Below are 539 nucleotides of genomic sequence, written 5' to 3' on the forward strand. Positions count from 1 at the left end.
TGAACACTGATAACTGAACAGTAAAACAACCCTGAAAATTCTTTAAGAATTATTCAACGAACAGCATCTTAAACAGATGCATCCTTTAAAACAGTACATCATGAAAATGATGAACGGATTGTATTTTAGCTAGTTAGTTTAACTGGCTGGAATCAGACACTTTTTATGAGAGTTTGATCCTGGCTCAGGATGAACGCTGGCGGCGTGCTTAACACATGCAAGTCGAACGAAGCATTTAAGACAGATTTTTTCGGAATGAAGTTTTTTATGACTGAGTGGCGGACGGGTGAGTAACGCGTGGGTAACCTGCCTCACACAGGGGGATAGCAGTTGGAAACGACTGGTAATACCGCATAAGCGCACAGCTTCGCATGAAGCGGTGTGAAAAACTCCGGTGGTGTGAGATGGACCCGCGTCTGATTAGGTAGTTGGTGAGGTAACGGCCCACCAAGCCGACGATCAGTAGCCGACCTGAGAGGGTGACCGGCCACATTGGGACTGAGACACGGCCCAGACTCCTACGGGAGGCAGCAGTGGGG

1 rRNA gene is annotated in these 539 nt (G+C 47.7%); it reads left to right on the forward strand.

Going from position 1 to position 539, the window contains the following annotated elements:
- Positions 1-161 precede the first annotated feature (161 nt).
- Positions 162-539 (forward strand): 16S ribosomal RNA (locus H8S01_RS13890); the annotation flags it as partial.

Origin of the sequence: Lachnospira hominis (ex Liu et al. 2021) (genome assembly GCF_014287955.1) — a bacterium.
In the GTDB taxonomy this organism is placed as follows: Bacteria; Bacillota; Clostridia; order Lachnospirales; family Lachnospiraceae; genus Lachnospira; species Lachnospira hominis.